The following is a 14,276-nucleotide window of genomic DNA, read 5'->3' as shown; positions in this document are numbered from 1 at the left end:
CAAAAGTTTTGTCATCCCTGCGTAGGCAGGGATCCATCCATCAAAATAGTTCGTAACTCAAATTAAGCTAGCGAAGATTGTTTGACTCAATGACAAAGTATTTTTGCGAAATTGGAGATAAAATCTTCTAACAAAGCTTAGGATGTACATTGTAAATGGATCCCTGCCTACGCAGGGATGACAGTCTCTTAGACATTTCCTGTTAGATTTTGTGAGTAGATTTCTTAAATTGAAGGATCTTTATTTTTGTAAATGGATCCCTGCCTACGCAGGGATGACAGTCTCTTAGGCATTTCCTGTTAGATTTAGTGAATAGATTTCTTAAATTGAAGGATCTTTATCTTTTATTTTTATCCATTGTTCATCCGCTTTTTTGATATTACCTGAAATATCTTTTGCCCAAACACTTTGAATTTCTTTATTCAAATTAAGATAAAGTTTGCCATTCACAAGTTTCCATGCCAGGGGATCACTGATGACTTTATGACCAGCTGCTACGCCATAAGCACAATAACCACCATAGGCCGGTAGATATTTTTCAGGATCTGCGGCAAAGTTTTTTTTATTTTCTGTGCTTGCAAAAATGTAAGCGACACCATGATAAAATACGACATGGTTACCACTCCCCCGGATGGGGCCGCTTTTTTGTTGATAAGATACGAGATCATAACCTTGAGCTCCAACCAGACTGATTGGACTGTTTGTTGCAGCGAGTAAGGTCAGAGGGAATAAAAAAAGTAAAAAGAAAGAAGATAAAAAGCGCAGAGGTGAACCATTCATGTTTGATAACTCCTTAGTCTGGTTTATCTAATAGTATAGTTAGCCAATTTTTATTTCTTTCTGTTGGAACCGAATCATTTTAATCATTTGTAGCCTGGGTGCAGCGCAGCGGAACCCGGGATTAAGTAGTTTTTCATATCCAGAAATCCCGGGTTCCGCTGCGCTGCACCCAGGCTACAAGGCCATCTTAGTGAAAATCGTTATAATCCATGGCCAATAATTGTGATCCTTTTCTATAGCTTTCCGAGAAATCGAGCAGTTCAGGTGGATTTTTTTCACACCATCGAATTGCAGTAATTGTTGGCAGAGTGTCTTTATTGTGTTGCGAAGACCATTGAGCATGTTCTAACAATAAACTCGCTGCATAGGTTTGTGCTAATGCAAAAGCAAGTTGTCGTGCTCCTGCTTGCTGCTCTTCATCACTCATCTGCGATATAGACTGGATGTAATTTCCCAGTTTTTGAGTGGTGTGCTGAATTTTCACTTGCGATTGAATGAGTTCTTTATTGGCGATATGGCTTAATCGTTTTTTGATGTCTTCAAGAAAAAAGAAAGCCGCATTCTCTTTATGCATAGCGCGTAATGCATCAAGACTGAGAATATTGGTTGTGCCTTCCCATATGGATAAGACTTGTGCGTTTCTTAATAATTGTGGAAGCCCTGTATCTTCAATATAGCCTGCCCCTCCAAAAGCTTCTAATGCTTCACTAACTAAAGCAATTGACTGTTTTGCCGTATAAAGTTTTATCAATGGAGTCAAAAGCCTTAGTACAGCCCGTTCGGTTTCTGTTGCTTCACCTAATTCATCCTTTCCCAACAGTTCAATAGCATGAAAAACCAGATGGAATGCTGCAGTAAATTCTAATTGCATACTTGCTAATGTTTCCAGATGGAGTACATGCTTTGACAAAGTGTGGCCAAAAGCAACACGTTTTGTTGCATAATCACGAGCAAGTGCAAGGGCTCGACGCATATAACCAACAGCACAACATGCATTGTATATGCGTGTAATATTAAACAGAGAAGAAATTTTTTTAACACCATCACCTGCATTTCCAACTAAGAGGGCAGGAGCATCCTCTAAAGTTAATTCTGCAGTAGGTAAGGCACGAGTACCTAATTTATCTTTTAGACGATTGATACGAATGCCATTCAGTTTGCCCATTGGATCACGAAGCTCCAGATAAAACAAACTGAGCCCTTTACTGCCTTCGGGAGCTCCCTCAATACGGGCAAGAGTCATGGCGATTTGTGAGGTTGTGGCAGAAGTGAACCATTTAACGCCGCTGAGACGAAAATGGGAGCCATCTGGTCTGGCGATGGTTGAAGTGTTGCTGACATCAGAGCCTCCTGTACGTTCAGTCATCCATTGTCCCGAAGTCCAGAAGCGGGCTGGATCAGAAGAAGTCAGATGGGGGAATGCATGGTTTTTTAATGATTCATCCGCATAAAGCTCTAAGGCACGCGCAGCGCCATCGGTCATTGCTAGAGGACACGTATAAATTGCTGATGAAGGATGAAACAAATACAATTTGGCAAATTGATGTATGCGTGATAACGCACCATGCTGCCGTTCATAACCTATGGCAATTAATTTTTCCTCCGCAGAGATTTTATCAAGCTCCTTCCATGCTTGCGACACTTCAATATGATCAATACGTTTGCCCCAGGGATCATAAGGGACATGCTTGGGGGGGAATGCTTCAGCCTCTTGTCCTAATTTATAAATATCTTCAATAACTCGTTGGCCAAGACGATGCAATTCCGGCTGAACTTGAGTCAACATGGAAGAAGGGAGTTTCCATTCCAGATAAGCCTTTAAAACTCGATCTTCATCATATTGATTGCCCAAGCGTGGAGGTGTTTGAAAAAAATCACTCATGGATCTATTCCTTTAGATTTTAATTCTATCTATCTTAACCGGCCTAAAGAAAGGAGGCAATCTGGAAAACCTGTATGCTTGTTTCTGCCTGAGAGCTCTTTACAACATTGTAAAATTAAAGTGAGGAATGCATCGTTTATCTTGATTCTGTCAATCCCTGCGCAGGTATGACGGAATGAGTGAGGGCGACCGGGTTATTCCTAATCCTTTTGTGACGGACTGAGTCTCTCACTCGAGTCCGTCATGAAAAATTAGTAATTTAGAGCATTCTTAATTTCTGGTTTATCCATTTCCTCTTCTTGTTTTTTGCTGGCTGAAAACAACCCTAACTTACTGCAGGTTGCTTCATAATAAAGACGGGTTTTTTGATATTGTCTGCATACCATTTCTTGTACTGCTGTGGGTAATATTCCTATAGTGCCATAGACTTTTACATTACCAGTGGGCTTTTTATCTTCAGGATATTTTTTTACTGCAGCTATAGATTCCTGTAGATCACTAATGAACTTATCTTCAAAATGTTCAACTAAAGTATGAACGTGGGTCAAACATAAATGAAATCCATCAGGTTTTTGCAATAAATTCAATTTCCAACCACGTTTTTCTAATTCATCAGCAATAAAATGTGAGTTTAACGTGTCGCTGCGAAAACCCAATATGGACCATTGAGGGGTTCCAAAAATATAAATGTCTTTTTTTCCTGATTCATTGGGTTTTGATAATTGTTCGACTCGGTCTTGCAGCCGTTGACGCATTGCGATGATGCTTTCAGAAATTTCCTGATATTTTTTATGTCCGTAATAGGAGAGTGTGGCATATATTTCTGCAACTCGTGCCCCACTGGTTGAACCATCCAAAATACCGGGTGTAGTGTAAAGTCCACCTGACCAGTTTAAAGCAGCATATACCGACAAAGCAGGGGAGTCATCACTGAATAGGCAGACTGAGGTTCCTTTAGGACAGCAGCCATATTTATGCAAATCGGCAGAAATTGAGGTCACTCCCTTAACACGAAAATCCATAGGATTCTTTGAGGTATCAAGAAAAGCAGTTAAAAATCCGCCTAAACAGGCATCGACGTGAAACGGAACTCCTTTTTCTTGTGCTAATTGGCCTAATTCACTAATCGGATCATGAATACCATTCATAAAGGAAGGTGCAGAGCCAACGATTACAGCAGTATTGCTCGAAATGTATTTCCGCATGTCACTCGCGGTAACTGCACCTGTTTTAGGATCGACTGGAACGGTGATGAGTCGAGCCCCTGTTAAGTCAGCTGCTTTTTTAAACGCTGCATGTGCTGTTTCAGGAACTACAATTTCAGGATATTTAATTCCTTTGGCACGTGCATGGATTACATAAGCGGCCATTGCTTCAATGATACTTGTAGAACCTCCGTGTGTGATCAGACCATAACTCTCTTTAGAACCGCCAAATAATTCCTGACACCAGCGGATAATCTCAGCTTGCATGGCGATAATACGTGGCCATTTATCATGTAGAGGATTAGTTAAAGCAGTTTTAGCATATACTTCTTTTAGCAATTCAGTCAGTTCTTGGGGGTGGACAGCATAGAGCGCCCCTGAATCTTGTCCATCTCCTTGCTGCACAGTAAATTGTCTTGCCTTATCATCGTTTTGTACTTCGCCGAAGTTAAAAAAACACTCTTCAGGATTGATGCCGAATTCTTTTAAAATCAAGACAGGCGATACACTTTCTTCAGGAATTTTATCTTGGAGCGCCATTTGGCTACGTAATTCTTTTAGCTTTTCTTTAGTACTTTGGAGATCTTTGTTGAGCTCCTTATCCAGGTACGCCTTTACCTGGGGTAAGTTTTTACCCAGGCTATAGGCTGTATCAATTACGCGTTGCTTGTAGGTTGTGTTATTTCGTGCACGATAAGCCTGAGCAATTGCAGGATATTGCTGCCAGAGAAAATAAAGGGCTGCTGTAGCGAAAACAATTTGATGGGCGGGAGTGTCTTTAAACGTTTCGTCAAATCCTTCAAGAGCACTGTTCAAGAGTTGGGTAATATAAGTCAACATAATCATACATCCTTTTATTTGAATTGAGTGCGCATATTAAACCCTTTCAATGCCTTATGTCACGAATGGAAAGGTTTTGCTTCACGATAATACTCAAGTACACTGTATCTTTTTATTTAGGGTAAGTATCGATGAGATCACATAATCTTTTAACCTGGGTGCATCATCTTTTCTTGTTTTATAAAGAAAAAGTGTTTCGGAAATTATTACCAATAACACTCATTATTGTCGTATACGCTGAAATAATCCTTTATTTTTTTGAAAATGCAGCACGCTATAATTTAGGTCAATTTCATCTAATTTTTAGCTTTATCCTCACTATAGTTATTAGTTTCAGGGTAAACACCAGTTACTCACGTTGGTGGGAAGGACGAATTTTATGGGGTTCAATCGTTAATAATTGCAGAAACTTAGGTTTAAAATTCGATGCGTTTATTGGCTTACATGAATGTCCTGATTTTTATGAATTGTTGAAAAAATTACCTGTTATTATCAAAGCCCATTTACGCAAAGAAAATAGGGAGCTTCATACGGAGTTGCTTTCCTTATGTATTCATGAATTCGAAGGAAAAAATCCTGTACTTTTGGTAACCCAAAAAATGTATCGTATTCTGAATCAATTACGTCAAGAAAATAAATTGCAACTTGAGCAATACCTGGCGCTGGACATCCATTTAGCTAATTTGATTGACATGACTGGAGGTTGTGAGCGAATTGCAAATACTCCTGTACCGCCAGCTTTTGCTTTTTTTGTAAAGCAAGCAATGCTTTTTTATGCCATCATGTTCCCTTTCGGTTGGGTAGATACCTTCGGATTTTTGATTATTCCAATGATGGTCATGATCGTATATATTTTGTTGGGGTTGGAAATGTTATCTGAAGAGTTAGAAGAGCCTTTTGGTAAAGATGATAACGATTTACCTTTAGGTGTTATTGCAAAAAATATTGTACGAAATGTAGAGCAAATCGCTGAATTCTAGAGCGAGTTTAAGATGGGGCTACGCATCTACAGCTTTGTGGTATGCCATCTTGAAAAATAAAAATACATGGGTTAATTTCCTAATAAAAACAACTTATTAATCCATATTATAAATCAACCATAAATTGACAGTAACAGCCCAAAAAGCACATCATAGTTCCCGGAACTGTGCTGTTCATTATGAGATAAGGAGGCTCAAATGGTAAATAAAGGTACGCCGGATCACGAACACTGCCATATACATCCAAATAAATGTATTTCTTGGACAGCTATTTTTGTTGGTGCTCTAACTGCGCTAGGTCTTAGTTTTTTATTAAATCTTTTAGGAATTGCTATCGGGTTAAGTGCCTTTAAAACGATGAGTAATGGATCAGTCATTGTAGTTGTGGGTGGTTTGTTGGGAATAATTATTGGTATTGTGATCTCCACGATTATTGCTGGTTATGTCGCCGGCTACTTGGGACGATTGTATTGTCCTGAACGTAATTTGGGGACTATTTATGGTTTTACTACCTGGGTTTTGGCTTTAATCTTGGGGGCTGCACTGATAGGGCTTTTAAGTCAATATGTAGTAACCTATACTAACTCCGTTTCACGAACAGTAGTAGCAGTTCCCATTACAGTGAATCAAATTTCCACTCCTGTTGGTACTACCAAAATTTCTTCTTTAACAAAGAATGGTCAAAAAGAGGCTGTAGTAGAGGTTAATGTGACTCCAACAAATCTTGCTTCAGGAGCACTCATAATTTTTGTACTGTTTCTCGTGGGAGCTATATTCACTTGTCTTGGTGCAAGTTGGGGAATGCACTGCAAGAAAGATAATGACTCACTTTAAAAAAGATATCCAAACGGTATTTGCCTGCATCTGCGGTGATGCAGGCAAATATACTCCAATTAAAAAGGACAATTAAAATCGTAAGGAAATACTACTGAAACACTATTGTCCGAACCATTTAAAATAACTGGCCCTGCTTTTAAAACACATTGACCAATAACCGGTCCTTGCAACAAGGTTGGTATTGAATATACGGTTGCACTGATTGCCAGAGGAACTGGAGTGCAGGGCAATCTGTCAATAAATTGAGGTGCTTTTCCACCGAACAACGTGAGTGATTTACTTAAACCAAATTCATTGGTCACATTAAATGCGACGTTTTGATTAAATTGCACGGGTGGCGTAGCAACAGCAACTTCAATTTTACAGCTTAAATCCTCATTTGCATAAGCAGGAACAAAAGCAGATAAGTTAATCGTACAAAGAGATACCATAATCATTTTTTTCAACATAACAAACTCCTGGTTTTGGATCATTAGTGGGATTAAAAATTGATGCGCTGCTTGTTACAACAGGTACTAGAGCATCATTTCTTGCTTCGTCAATGCTCGGGTAAATATTGATGTCATGTATAACCATAAGATATGGAAAAAATCTGTCATGTCCGCGCAGGCGGAGGGCTTCCAATTAGCTTAAAGTTTTTGTTGACACATGCTCAAAAATATAAGTTTAATCCGCTCATGCTGAGGAGGCGTTTTAACGCCGTCTCGAAGCATTAGTCCAACACAAAACGGAGTTAAGCATGTTCTATGTCTATATTCTTCAATGCCGAGATGGCAGCTATTATACAGGCCATACTGATAATCTTGAAGTTCGTTTATACCAACATCAAAACAAAATTTTTCCGAATTGCTATACCAGTACTCGTTTGCCAGTAAAATTAATGTATTCTGAATCTTTTAATACAAGAGAAGAAGCCTACATTGCTGAAAAACAAATTCAGGGCTGGAGTCGTAGAAAAAAAGAAGCTCTTTTTCGTCAAGACTGGAATGCTTTATCGGTTTATGCTTCGAGACGGCGTTAAAACGCCTCCTCAGCATGAGCGGATTTTAAAGTCAACAAAAACTTAAGGCTAATGCCTGCGCGGGCATGACAGATTTGTTGTCATGGATAGAGAAAAAAGATAATTTATAGCACATTTTATGAGCATAAATTGATGCAAGTTAATTTTATGAAATACTGAGGGCTGTTTTCATGTGAATAGTTTGCTTGGGAGTTTCGGAACTTATATAAGAGTATTTAGTGTTTCATTTTACTCAATCGCAAGTAACGCTGTCATCCCCGCGCAGGCGGGGATCCATTTTTTATATGGGCAATGAGCTCAACTATGAATGGATTCCTATCATGACAACATCCGCTTTATGCTTCGCATGATGGCTATGGCTTCGGAGCCCAGAAATCGGGTCAATTTGACAAGATATTAAAATTGGAAAATTTTTTGAGCCTGTCTGCTATATTCGTTGAAAATTAGTTAGAATGATGGGGGTTAGTATCAATTAAAGGGAAATAATGACTAGAACCATTCTTAAAAGTCGATTGCTTGCTCGACTCGTTCTAATGATTTTTATTGGGATGGGCTGTACGGTTCATGCTTATGCATTTTTTCCTAATAGCACGAAGCAAACCAACACAACTTCTAATTCTGCTCAGGTCAAACCAAAACAAAATCAGGAAATCATCGTATTAATACATGGTTTGATGCGTACTTCCCTCAGTATGTGGCCATTAAAAATTTATCTAAAAAGACAAGGTTATCTCGTTTATTCCTATAGTTATCCTTCTGCAAAATACAGTATCCAGGAACATGGGATTTATTTGAATCGGTTTATTAAAAATTTATTAGAGAAAAATCCAGGTGTTAAAATTAATTTTATTACTCATAGTCTTGGAGGCATTATTACTCGAGAGGCATTATCCAGCTTTTCGCCAAAACAATTAAAAAATATTGGCAGTCTCATCATGTTGGCTCCGCCAAATCAAGGTTCAAAACTGGCGAAGCTTTCTACGGAAATATTTCCCATGCTCACTTCTCCAATCAAACCATTAGTTGAATTAAGTTCTGATCACACCTCATACGTACATCATGTATCGGTACCAAACATTAAAATAGGGATTATCGCAGGACGTTATGATGCGAAAGTACCGCCTGAGTTTGCTCGTTTAGAAGGACAAAATGAGCCAATGATTGTTGATTCCAACCATACTTTTATTATGAATAATGCAAAAACCAGGCAGTTAATTATGAGTTTCTTAAAACAAGGAACTTTTGCACCAGTAGCGGAGCGTCACTCTAAAAAAAGTGGATGAAAATTTTATCTAGTAGAATATAACAGCTGAGTTGTTACCAAATTGCCATTGCCATGTTCAGATCTTCTTCTTCTTGATCTGAACCCCAATCATAGTCTGTTCCTTCATCATAACCTCGAATCATGGAGCTTAACGTACGGATAATGAAAAGAATAGGATGAATGGCAATGCTGACTAGACTGAGCGCAGTACCTACTATATCGTCGACAAGATTTAAAGCATGGCTGGGTAAACTGGGCCAACAAAAGGGATTTAAAAGAAAAAATGGGGTAGCGACTACACGTAATAAAAAAGCAGTCAGGTCATACAGGGCGCGAAAAATATGACAGAAAAAACTGATAATCGCGTCAAGATGAAAACCAAAATTATAGTAAGGGTAGAACTTAAATTCTGCATAAATTGCAGAAGCTGCTGTAGATGTGGCATTAAAAAAGGTACTCAGAATAATTCTCCTGAGAAAACAACAGAGCGCCATATTATCGCATTTTTTATTATAGTGCTATTGTTTTGCTTCTTAACTTAAAGGAATGTTTGCTCTTCAAAACAAGAACTTAACGTAAGTAAAATCCATTTTAAAACGGATAAAATTGACTATTTATTTTAAAGTGCAGGAGCCTCCTATTTTTAGATACCGAAACGAATTGATCCAGTATTTGTTTTCTCAAAAATGAGTTCGGAAATTTCTTTACTTAAAAGGTCGCGCACGGCTTGTTTTTTTTCTGGAGTTATCTCAGCGAATAAATCCTGGTACACACTATGCTCATCGCTAAAGGAACATTGGCAAAAACCATTGATTTCTCGAAGTTGTTGACACAAATAGGTTATTGAATCATTGTGTTCGTTGTTAGGTAACGTGATTTGAAATTCATTTTCAAGCTCATCAGCTTGAGCATAGGTTGCTAAAAGTAATAAAGTATCAAATACCTCCAGACGGTTTGCTTTTTCGTATTCATCAGGGGTTTTCTCAAAGATGTCACGCATAGAATCAATAAACTGTGCTATTTTAGCTTTCTCGCGCGTGATTTTTTCTAGCAAACAAGCATCCATTGTATTTCCTTTTGGTTTAAAAATGATTTATATGGCATTAATTTTTCACTGTATATATTATAGATGCAAGTTGTCTTTTAAGTGCATGATCTGTTATCGCTTATTGATATCTGCCGTGCACTCGATTGGGAGTCAATGATTTGTTCGACCATTAAATCAATATCTTCATGCAGCAAACATTCTTTCTGCACTGCTTTCAAACTACCGTGCTGTCCATGCAATATAAGCATTTGTAACAAGGGTTTTTCAGTGGTATTTTCTCTGATTTTATTTTTGACTTGTTCTGAATCGAGAATTTCCATAATTATCTTCCCCGTTTCTTTTCTAATAGTTAAGCAAGGCATGTTATTTTCACCATCTAAAATAATTTTAAATCCGTGATCCATTACTGCGAATAATGAATCAATCTGAAATTCAGGTCGTTTTAATTTATCTAAAAAAAGATGGTGATCACTTCTAGCTTGAACATTCACTCGTGCTTTATTGAAAAAAGAGGCCAAATACATCAATGAGCCTTTATCATGATGAATTGTTAGTGTCTTTTCTCCATGGGTATCTACAGTAGCAATCAATGGAGGAGTTGCACCACGGGGTATGTTCGTATTATAAAACGCAATGGTTGTATTAGGGGCACAAGAAATTAATAGGTTGATGCTGGCTGTTTTGTGCATATGAAGTAAACTGGTTGTGTTCACATAGCGCCCTTTATCAGCCGAACCACTTTCCTCTTGTTTTGCTCTATCATAAGAGCGTTTAACGGCCAAAGACATATCATCCAAACAAGCACAGACTACAACAGAATTATTATTTTTTTCTACTAAAGCTTTTTGTGACGATTTATAAGTCACCCCATCTATAATTACATTCGGTCTTTTATCTTTTTGGGCTAAAATACGCTCTTCAACAAGCTCGCTGATCAAATAAGCGCTATCTTGTGTACGGATAAAGACTTGATCGGTTTCTTGTTTTTCAAACTCTTCTGTAAATGGCAAAAATATGCCTCGATAATCATCTGTGGCCAAGGAGACATAATCCTTTCTTTGTTCTCTCTTAATATATTGGCTGGAAATAGTACTTTTACCACTAGCTGCTGGACCTAAAAAGACCAAATGACGATTATCGGCGCAGGAATAAACTGTTTTCTTTTCCAGATTATATTGTTGAGTAAAATAGTCCAAATTGTTATCCAAAAATTCGGACATCATTTCGTTTACCAATTGTTTTTGAATTTTATTTTTGGCCATAACCAAACATGATTCGAATTTCAATTGATAGTCGTAGCTGTCTTTGCTTAAGGAGGGATATATTTTTTCCATCCTTTCATGAGCATTTTTAACACAACGCTGATGCAGTTCTTCTTTTTCCAGTAACGCGTAGATTTGGGACCAATTCGATGTGAGTTTTGGATAATGAGTGCTTGATTTCAAGATTTCATGAAATAATTTTTGTGCCAGCGCGTTCACCTCTTCCGTATCAACTTGGTAATCTGTAATTAATCGGGCAGAGAGATGAAGCATCAATGCTGTTTGCAATCTAGGTACTAGGACATCAGTTAACCACTCTTCATGAGCGACATTGGCATGTTCTAGTTGTTTCTGAATGTCACCTTCCATAAAAGTAGGTTGTAATATACGATTATATGTTTCCTGTAATTTCCTTTCCTGATGACTCCATCGATTAAAACCTTTGAGTGTTATAACATGTCTCATATTGAAGTGTTCAACAGCAGTTTCCCTCACCTTACCTAATCTTCCAGGAACTAATTTAAATGAACCCTCAGGTGGAGCTAGTTCTTTTCCTTGTGGTATAACGGCTTCTACTTCAGAGCGCAATGTTTCTAGTGAAAGTGTTTTATGACCTTCACGAGTATCTCGCATGATCCTGATGCTATCCAATTTTTTTCCATAGGGTTTTGTTTCTTTAACTGATGAAGTCGATTCTGTTTTATGAGAATGAAGGATATCCAGCAACGGCTTTTCCTTAGAAAGAGGAATGACTGTCCTATGTTCTTGTCTGGGAGGAGTTGGCAGCTTCACGGGGGCGGTGGGTGCCTTGGGGTCGCCATTTTTTTTATTGTAAAATTCAATTCCCGCATGAATCACTTCTTTGGTAAATTCGCTTATGCCTTGAATTTCTCCATTTAAATTTCCAGGAATAACATCAAGTATTTCATTATCTCGGTTATAGAGAATTGTCATGACATAATCATGAGGATTAACATGCGTATAAGCAATTTCACCTAAATTCGACTTACCTACAATTTCTGCAAAAGGTTGAGAATGAAATGATTCTTTTCCACGAACGATGTAGAGAATTTTTACATCTTTCATACCACCAAATTTGAGGGCTATATCAAATTTATCTGTAACTGAACGTGTTCCACCCATCCCTGTAGTGGCCAAAGTAGCGGCTGCTCCGGAGCGAATTTCATGTTTTTTAACATTATTTTCTTGTCCAGACAATAAATGACCGTCAGCAGAGTATTCCCCAGTCCTGGTCATTTTCTTGGCAAAAAATACGGTCTCTTCTAATGAGTCAGTTAGGTGCGCTCCTCTAAAAACAACGGGTGCTTGAGTCATATTCAAGTTATCATTTTGATAACTTTGTACTGTATGATAATGATGCACATCATTTTTAAGATATGTTGTAAGTTTTCTTTTGAGCTGTTCTCTAAAAACGAGCGGAGGAGGTAAAACAAGACCTGATTCATCTATTAAAAAAGATTGTCCTTTCTTGTCTTTTGTATCACGAGCTGTAACAAAATTTCTATCACTTACCAATCCATTAACCAAATTTACTAAATTCAATTTCCAAATTTTATCTGTATCCTGATTGTCTGGGACATATTGAGTTACCTTATCATCGCATGTAAGAAACAGGATTTTTTTGATAAAATTTTCAAAATTACCTGCTGTTGAAGGAAACTGATCCCCAGGCTTTAAAAGTGGAGTGTTGCTGTAAAATTTTTTAATTTCCTTTAAATGAATGATCAACTGAGTTATTTTCTCATCCAGTTCTGCATCTTTTGCGTTTGGATTATCATCAATGCTAGCGATTAGTGCAGTGATTTCCTTCATTAATTCAGCAACTGAATCAATTTCTTTTTCACATTCTTCATTTATTTCTGCGGGTTCTTTTATTTGTTTTATCCAAGTATCCAGCGTTTGGTTATAGCGCTGACATGCTCCAGCAACCAAGAGATCTTTTAAGCGCTCCAAATTTCCCTGATTTAGCCACTGATAAAGAGTAAATTGATACCCTTCATCCTTAACTAGGTCGATTGCCGGCAAATGAGATAAAAATAAGCTTGTACCAATATCACTCTCCAAAAAAGCGATTCCTTTATCTCTTAATGTTTCAGTATTATTCCGTGCAATATCCCCAGTATGGCCTCTTTGAGACGTGATTTTCAAAAGCTCGGGTAAGTGACTTCTTAATTCTTCTTCAGTAGTTTTTTCATCTACAATAAAATTGCATTCGCTGAAATTAATTGTTGCGGTAATTTCAGCGCCATTTAGGTCAACGACCGTATAGTGTAATTTGCCATCGAGTAATGTGATATATAAGGTATTTGTTGGTAGTGGTCTTGATTTAGGTGGTTGTAAGCTTAAATCATAGCTAATTGCTTGGAAAAATTTTAATAGTGAGTGATTGTCAATTTCTTTAGGCGCTTCTATATGGGTACCTTTTATTCTTCCTTTATTAAACTCAGAGGCAAGATAATGGGTAAATGACCGGAGAAATGATTCATATAATGGTTCATTGGCCATAAAAGCAATGAATTGATAATAATCATCTTCTTCTGTTATCTTGTCGAAATTAGGGAAACTCTTGGTTAATTTTTTCTGTACATACAAAAATTGACTGAATACTTCATCAAATTGTTCCAGTGAAAAAATCCCCGCTGACGCTAAATTTTCCAGGGTCAGTTCGTTTGATTTTTTAGCGGTAATATGTAATGCCAGTTTTTGTACAAACAAGGCATAGCGTGGATTGCTCTGCAATTTCTCTATTGCTTTTTTTAAGCGTTCCTTATGGAAGGCCTCATGTCCTATGTTGAGAATCACTTCATCTTGAATATTAATTTTTTGTTTTTTAGCTTCTTGAAGAATAACAAGAGCAATTTCTGGAGCAATATTATCCCATTGGTAAATTACACCATCAGTGGTTTGTTGTTGTGAATAGCTGGTAGCCGATAAGCCAATGGCACTACGCAAAGTACGATAATACTCATATCGTGACAAATCTGTATCAGCCAGTGTGTCGAAATTTATTCGTTGTTTTGAGTATAATCCTGGCATATTCGTACCAATATGTGTAATTAATGAGCTAATAATTTATAGCACAGGATTATTAAGGATTAATGAAGTGATTATTAAAATTTTTTTTGAGGAGAACTAA

11 protein-coding genes are annotated in these 14,276 nt (G+C 37.6%); 4 read left to right on the top strand and 7 right to left on the bottom strand.

Annotated elements, in window-relative coordinates:
* Positions 1-321: 321 nt before the first annotated feature.
* From DY223_RS11845 to DY223_RS11835, 3 genes are all read right to left on the bottom strand, one after another.
* On the bottom strand, positions 322-780 hold the full coding sequence (locus DY223_RS11845; RefSeq protein ID WP_115684317.1) for a YHS domain-containing (seleno)protein: 459 nt from the start codon (positions 778-780) through the stop codon (positions 322-324).
* 187 nt (positions 781-967) lie between these two features.
* Entirely contained in the window at positions 968-2,662 is a 1,695-nt protein-coding gene (locus DY223_RS11840; RefSeq protein WP_058460215.1) for an acyl-CoA dehydrogenase family protein, read from the bottom strand.
* A gap of 251 nt (positions 2,663-2,913) precedes the next feature.
* Complete coding sequence (locus DY223_RS11835; RefSeq protein ID WP_058460216.1) at positions 2,914-4,707, bottom strand: pyridoxal phosphate-dependent decarboxylase family protein; 1,794 nt, start codon at positions 4,705-4,707, stop codon at positions 2,914-2,916.
* Positions 4,708-4,838: 131 nt separating this feature from the next.
* Here DY223_RS11835 and DY223_RS11830 point away from each other — a divergent pair, with 131 nt between their 5' ends.
* Both DY223_RS11830 and DY223_RS11825 read left to right on the top strand, forming a co-directional pair.
* Positions 4,839-5,687, top strand: a complete 849-nt coding sequence (locus DY223_RS11830) for a bestrophin family protein (protein ID WP_058460217.1) — start codon at positions 4,839-4,841, stop codon at positions 5,685-5,687.
* A gap of 198 nt (positions 5,688-5,885) precedes the next feature.
* Complete coding sequence (locus DY223_RS11825) at positions 5,886-6,521, top strand: hypothetical protein (protein WP_058460218.1); 636 nt, start codon at positions 5,886-5,888, stop codon at positions 6,519-6,521.
* A gap of 59 nt (positions 6,522-6,580) precedes the next feature.
* Here DY223_RS11825 and DY223_RS11820 read toward each other — a convergent pair whose 3' ends face one another.
* Positions 6,581-6,973 (bottom strand): hypothetical protein, encoded by a 393-nt coding sequence (locus DY223_RS11820; RefSeq protein ID WP_058460219.1) that lies wholly within the window; start codon positions 6,971-6,973, stop codon positions 6,581-6,583.
* Positions 6,974-7,263: 290 nt separating this feature from the next.
* On the opposite strand from DY223_RS11820, the gene DY223_RS11815 reads away from it, so the two are divergent.
* Together DY223_RS11815 and DY223_RS11810 are read left to right on the top strand one after the other, a co-directional pair.
* Entirely contained in the window at positions 7,264-7,545 is a 282-nt protein-coding gene (locus tag DY223_RS11815) for a GIY-YIG nuclease family protein (protein WP_058460220.1), read from the top strand.
* Positions 7,546-8,030: 485 nt separating this feature from the next.
* On the top strand, positions 8,031-8,828 hold the full coding sequence (locus DY223_RS11810; protein ID WP_058460221.1) for an esterase/lipase family protein: 798 nt from the start codon (positions 8,031-8,033) through the stop codon (positions 8,826-8,828).
* A gap of 34 nt (positions 8,829-8,862) precedes the next feature.
* Here DY223_RS11810 and DY223_RS11805 read toward each other — a convergent pair whose 3' ends face one another.
* From DY223_RS11805 to DY223_RS11795, 3 genes are all read right to left on the bottom strand, one after another.
* Complete coding sequence (locus DY223_RS11805; protein WP_058460222.1) at positions 8,863-9,303, bottom strand: hypothetical protein; 441 nt, start codon at positions 9,301-9,303, stop codon at positions 8,863-8,865.
* A 149-nt stretch (positions 9,304-9,452) separates the two neighbouring features.
* Positions 9,453-9,875 (bottom strand): hypothetical protein, encoded by a 423-nt coding sequence (locus DY223_RS11800; protein ID WP_058460223.1) that lies wholly within the window; start codon positions 9,873-9,875, stop codon positions 9,453-9,455.
* Between the two features lie 77 nt (positions 9,876-9,952).
* Entirely contained in the window at positions 9,953-14,176 is a 4,224-nt protein-coding gene (locus DY223_RS11795; RefSeq protein ID WP_058460224.1) for a zeta toxin family protein, read from the bottom strand.
* Positions 14,177-14,276 lie beyond the last annotated feature (100 nt).

It is taken from the genome of Legionella bozemanae, assembly GCF_900450575.1.
In the GTDB taxonomy this organism is placed as follows: domain Bacteria; phylum Pseudomonadota; class Gammaproteobacteria; order Legionellales; family Legionellaceae; genus Legionella; species Legionella bozemanae.
The sequence above is the reverse complement of the archived record's forward strand: the minus strand, read 5'-3'. Positions and strand labels throughout refer to the sequence as shown.

Coding starts and splice junctions, on each gene's coding strand:
- DY223_RS11845 (WP_115684317.1), bottom strand. CDS start 780: ATGAATGGTTCACCTCTGCGCTTTTTATCTTCTTTCTTTTTACTTTTT.
- DY223_RS11840 (WP_058460215.1), bottom strand. CDS start 2,662: ATGAGTGATTTTTTTCAAACACCTCCACGCTTGGGCAATCAATATGAT.
- DY223_RS11835 (WP_058460216.1), bottom strand. CDS start 4,707: ATGTTGACTTATATTACCCAACTCTTGAACAGTGCTCTTGAAGGATTT.
- DY223_RS11830 (WP_058460217.1), top strand. CDS start 4,839: ATGAGATCACATAATCTTTTAACCTGGGTGCATCATCTTTTCTTGTTT.
- DY223_RS11825 (WP_058460218.1), top strand. CDS start 5,886: ATGGTAAATAAAGGTACGCCGGATCACGAACACTGCCATATACATCCA.
- DY223_RS11820 (WP_058460219.1), bottom strand. CDS start 6,973: ATGTTGAAAAAAATGATTATGGTATCTCTTTGTACGATTAACTTATCT.
- DY223_RS11815 (WP_058460220.1), top strand. CDS start 7,264: ATGTTCTATGTCTATATTCTTCAATGCCGAGATGGCAGCTATTATACA.
- DY223_RS11810 (WP_058460221.1), top strand. CDS start 8,031: ATGACTAGAACCATTCTTAAAAGTCGATTGCTTGCTCGACTCGTTCTA.
- DY223_RS11805 (WP_058460222.1), bottom strand. CDS start 9,303: ATGGCGCTCTGTTGTTTTCTCAGGAGAATTATTCTGAGTACCTTTTTT.
- DY223_RS11800 (WP_058460223.1), bottom strand. CDS start 9,875: ATGGATGCTTGTTTGCTAGAAAAAATCACGCGCGAGAAAGCTAAAATA.
- DY223_RS11795 (WP_058460224.1), bottom strand. CDS start 14,176: ATGCCAGGATTATACTCAAAACAACGAATAAATTTCGACACACTGGCT.